Genomic DNA, 5,068 nt, shown 5'->3' with positions numbered 1-5,068 from the left:
CCACATAGTAGCGAAAAACACGCTTGGAGAAGTGCAACAAGTTTGGTTCGATCCGCTGGGCCGCAAAGTACGAGAGACACAAGGGCTAGGTGAAGTGAAATATGGTTACGACGAACGGACTAGTCACTTGTTATGGCAAGATGATGCTTATGACAATCGTACCAATTTTAGTTACGATGCGTTTGGTCGTCCGACAGTAACTACATTTGCTGATCTAACCTCTTCACGGGTGGAATATGATGATATTGGGCTTACAGTAACAGCAGTTGATGCTGAAGGGAATCGTTCACGTGTAACATCAGATATCTTTGGCCGTGAAGTTATGGTTGAATCGTTACAGAACAAGCAGAACTATGTACCGATTATGAAAAAAGAATACAATGTGTCAGGTGCTGTTGTTGCTTCAATAGACGGGAATGGCAATAGGACCACGTACAACTATGATACGTTAGGACAACTAAGCGCGGTTATCGATGCGCAGAAACAGACGACAAGCTACCAGTATGATCAATTAGGAAATCTAGTAACTACCACATACGGGAACGGACAGTCTACTAACAAAGAATTTAATGAAATCGGACAGGTTATTAAAAATATCAATGGTACTGGACAAATTCAGAAGCTGTATTATGATAAAAATGGTAATATTGTAAAATCTGTTGATCGGAGTAGTATTGCAACGGATAATGTGTTCAACAACATGAATCAGTTGATTTCGACGAAGACGGGGAATGATCAGGTACAGTACACGTATGATACAGAAGGTAGACGTTTGTTGATGATAGACAATCGTGGAGCGACAAGGTATACGTATCAACCGATATCTGGTTTCTTAACAGAGGTAAAGTATCCAGACGGTGTCCGTTTGGTCAACACCTATGATCGCAACAAAAAAACCGGTTATGAGCTACTTTCATCACAAGCCAATGTAAAAGTAACAGGCAGCTATGACACAATGAATCGCTTGAAAACACTWGGTGTGTCAAGTGGCAGCGCGGGTGCAAAAACGGTTAGTTACAACTATTTGAGAAACGGTCAATTAGCAACTCAGGGTTATGGAGAATCCTTTACGTCCGATCGTCAGTATTCGGATGTGCGGATGACACAACTTAAATACACAAAAAACAATGCTGCAATGAATACGTTCCAATACAGCTATGACAATACGCACAACATTACAAGTCGAAATGAAAACAACTATGTAACGATCTTTACGTATACGCCGCTGAATCAACTGAAGACGTCCAGTGAGTTCGACGAGAAATTTACGTACGACGAGCGATACAACCGCACGACATTAGATAGTACAAGAGAATTACCAATGCAAGAAAGAATCTATGAATACGATAAGAAAAACCAATTAACGAAAGTATCAGGTACTCACAATTCAGTAACCTATTCGTACACGGGTGAAGGATTATTGTATGAACGAACGGAAAACCAGGTAAAGAGCCGTTACTATTATGATGCAAACCGATTACTAATTGGTGAAGCTAATGTGACAGCAGAAGGCCTGTCACAGATGAAGTATGTGTACATTCACGACCTTAACGGGAAGTTGATAGGCAGACATGACGTCGTTGCCAATAAGATGCAATATTACCAGTTAAACGGACATGGCGACGTCGTAGCATTAGTCGATGAACAAGGTCAGAAGCTGAACGAATATCGCTATGACATTTGGGGATTGCCGCTTGAAGAGAGAGAAACGGTACCCAACATCCTCAAGTATTCGGGCGAATATTGGGACAAAACAACGAAGCTCCAATATCTGAGGGCACGATGGTATGACCCAAGTATGGGGCGGTTTATTAATGAGGATACGTATGAGGGGGAGCCAGGGAATCCGTTAAGTCAGAATCTTTATACGTATGTGCATAATAATCCGTTGATCTATACTGACCCTACAGGGCACTATAAATATAGTGAGAATGAGGATACAGAACGTTGGAAGAAAAATGAAGTTCATCTTACATCAGGGTTTTGGGATAATGTAAATAAAAAAGCTATGATGGTGAAGAAAAAATCCTCTAGGTTGCTCATATGGAATGAATTGGCAGAAGAATTGGCTGTTGCAGGGAAATTAGTTACCCAATTAGCTTTTGGAGATAAAATATGGTCACATATGACTCCATCAAATAGAGGAGATTTTCTTGAGAGTGTGTTACACAAGACGACATACACAGACGATGATTGGTATCACATAGGAGCAAGTAAGGGAGGTTATTTTCCGGTAATAGATTTCGTAAGTCATGAAGATGATTATGTTGTGAGTGTTAAAACAATAGATCCCAGACTCTATACTTCAAGTAAACTTAAGAATCAATTACGATTGATGGTAAATGATTTATCTGATCGTGATATATTTATTGATACTAGACTAGTGGAAATAGATCATAGAATTCTTCATATCCTAGTCCCAAAAGGAACTCTCAGTGACATTGATCAGGAAGGTCTTAATGATTATGGGAATGATTTAAGAATTAGAATAGAGGAGGTTTAAAATTGTCCAATAGAATCGTCTTCAAAATAATCGTTCCAAATGAAATGGTAACTGCCAAAAATATGGTTAGTTGGCTAGAGAATCTGCTACTATTTCAACCTGATACAATGGTTTCAGGAGACCTATTCGGCCGAAAAGAGCTCAATTTCGATAAAGCTCTGCTACTTAATAGAATGAATAAAAAATCCTTGAATAGGATGTCCATTTCATTAAATTCTAATAAAGAGGATTTTGTAGTGAGGAAAGGAAGATACCAAGCTATGATTTCAGGTCGTCTGAAAATTGAGGATGATCAAGAAATTAAGATAATAAGTAATCGTATAGAGGAGATTTTTCTTTCATATGAAGGAATAGTTGCTTTCATTGCTGATGCATCGGATTCATTCTGGCAAAATAACACAGATATCAAACAATATGAATTAATAGGTAAGTCCCAAGAGCATATAGTGATTATTTCAGATCCTATAATAAAGAGTAATAAAATTGTTGATATTGAGCAATTACCAGGGCATTCACATTTTACAAAAGATTTATGGTTTGGTTCTTGTTGGAGAATGTGGTTCGGCGAAGGCTACTATCCTTACATTCCAAAAAAAATATTATCAAATATTAATAGTTGTTTTGAAAATATAGAAGTTGAGAATAACTCAATGAGAATCACATTATATCCATCGATTTGGGAATATAATGATCCTAGAAATAGAAATTTACAATGGTTATTTAGAATACAAGCAGGAATGGATGTTGTTTCTGATTGGTTAAGAGCTCGAGAAGATGAGACTAAAGATAACTCTAATGCTTCGATTGAGATATTCGATGAACAACATTGTGTGAATGGAGGAATCAAACTTATCAAATATTATTATGATGAAGATAAACAATGCGTGTCAAAGAAGATTGCAAAAGTATGTCTTTCTATGGAAATCGACAATAGTGGTAATGTCGTTTGGGAAGAGTTATTACTTGTTTGAATATGAATAGAATGTAACAAATCGATAGACTACTCGAATTAATATGTTGCCATATGGAAGTATGAACTGCACCCCATTTGTTAATCACCATCTAACGAGTGGGGTGTATTTTTGTAGGAAAGTTTTCTGAGGTGGAGAAGTACTAAGCCGTACAAGCCTATATAGAAGGCAAAGAATCCTTTAGGGAGATAGGTGTACAAATCGGTGTAAATCATAAAGCTGTTGAAAAGTAAGTAGCCCTTTACCGGGTGATTGATATTGAAAGATGCTACCTTTAATTAAGTGAATCAATTTCATAAATCAAAAGCCTTGCTACGACTAGCTTTTTAGGGAATAGAAAAAGGAGTGCCTCCCCAAATCTCGAACAGGTAAAGTAACCACACAATACCAAAGAGATGAGGCGAACTCCCGATGCCATATATTCGACATGAGGCCTATTTACCCTTCAAGAGTTATATGAAATGGAACAGAAAGATCGTTTTCGTGAGATTTTTTCCACAATTAATATTACTCCTATCTTGCGATTGGTCAGGAAAACATCACTTTACGGCTCCAAGACATACGCAAATACAGAAAGTGGTCAGCTGCTACGCCATACCAACTTTGAGTACGACGGATATGGCAATGTTACGAAAGTAATTGCTAACAACACGAATGGAAAATCGGGGGTGTACAAATACCTTTACGGCCCGGAATACCAGCATGCTTATATGACACAGCAGGAAATGGAAGTAACAAATGTAGACGGTGAGAAAACGAACATTGTCGAGAAGGCAACGTATGATCGACTCACAGGAAGATTGCTAACGTACACGGATGGGTTAAATCAGACCACATCCTATACGTATGACCGTCTTGGTCGGACAACCTCGGTCAAGATGCCGAACCAAGCACAAGCAAGTTATGTTTACAATGATAGTACCAACCACATAGTAGCGAAAAACACGCTTGGAGAAGTGCAACAAGTTTGGTTCGATCCGCTGGGCCGCAAAGTACGAGAGACACAAGGGCTAGGTGAAGTGAAATATGGTTACGACGAACGGACTAGTCACTTGTTATGGCAAGATGATGCTTATGACAATCGTACCAATTTTAGTTACGATGCGTTTGGTCGTCCGACAGTAACTACATTTGCTGATCTAACCTCTTCACGGGTGGAATATGATGATATTGGGCTTACAGTAACAGCAGTTGATGCTGAAGGGAATCGTTCACGTGTAACATCAGATATCTTTGGCCGTGAAGTTATGGTTGAATCGTTACAGAACAAGCAGAACTATGTACCGATTATGAAAAAAGAATACAATGTGTCAGGTGCTGTTGTTGCTTCAATAGACGGGAATGGCAATAGGACCACGTACAACTATGATACGTTAGGACAACTAAGCGCGGTTATCGATGCGCAGAAACAGACGACAAGCTACCAGTATGATCAATTAGGTAACGCAGTGAAGATCATTTATGGAAACCAGCAATTTACACAAAAAGAGTTTAACGAAATCGGACAAGTCACTAAAAGCATCAATGGTACTGGACAAATCCAAAAGCTGTATTATGATAAAAATGGTAATATTGTAAAATCTGTTGATCGGAG

Annotated in this window: 2 protein-coding genes and 1 pseudogene; all 3 read left to right on the top strand. The window is 38.6% G+C overall.

Features of this window, described 5'->3' with window-relative positions; all coding sequences use genetic code 11:
- Positions 1-2,503: RHS repeat-associated core domain-containing protein (locus tag I6N90_RS24555; RefSeq protein ID WP_332262514.1), on the top strand; the 2,503-nt coding region annotated here is incomplete at its 5' end.
- Positions 2,504-2,505: 2 nt separating this feature from the next.
- On the top strand, positions 2,506-3,474 hold the full coding sequence (locus tag I6N90_RS24550; protein WP_197938566.1) for a hypothetical protein: 969 nt from the start codon (positions 2,506-2,508) through the stop codon (positions 3,472-3,474).
- A 461-nt stretch (positions 3,475-3,935) separates the two neighbouring features.
- Positions 3,936-5,068, top strand: a pseudogene (locus I6N90_RS24545) (RHS repeat protein); the annotation flags it as partial.

The organism is Paenibacillus sp. GSMTC-2017 (assembly GCF_016019935.1).
GTDB lineage: Bacteria > Bacillota > Bacilli > Paenibacillales > Paenibacillaceae > Pristimantibacillus.
Note: the sequence above shows the minus strand (reverse complement) of the source record. Positions and strands in the feature narration are given on the sequence as shown.